Here is a 218-nt window from a genome sequence, read left to right on the forward strand (position 1 = left end):
CGAGCCGAAGTCGGTGCCCTCGAAGTCCTGCACCACCGTGCCGGTGGGCGGGGTGTAGGTGCCCTTGTCGTCGGCGGTGAACTTCTTGCCGTCGAAGTCACCGATGAAGTACTGCGAGCCCGAACCGCCCGCGATGCCACCGGGATTGATGTTGACGACCAGGACCCACTTGATGTTGTTCTTGTCCCCGTCGACCGCCAGGGGGAACAGGTCGGGGC

At 64.7% G+C, this 218-nt stretch carries 1 protein-coding gene; it reads right to left on the reverse strand.

The annotated features are described in order from the left end of the window. Positions 1-218: hypothetical protein (locus ADK57_RS19855; RefSeq protein ID WP_159050103.1), on the reverse strand; the 218-nt coding region annotated here is incomplete at both ends.

The sequence above is a fragment of the Streptomyces sp. MMG1533 genome (genome assembly GCF_001279775.1).
Lineage (GTDB): Bacteria > Actinomycetota > Actinomycetes > Streptomycetales > Streptomycetaceae > Streptomyces.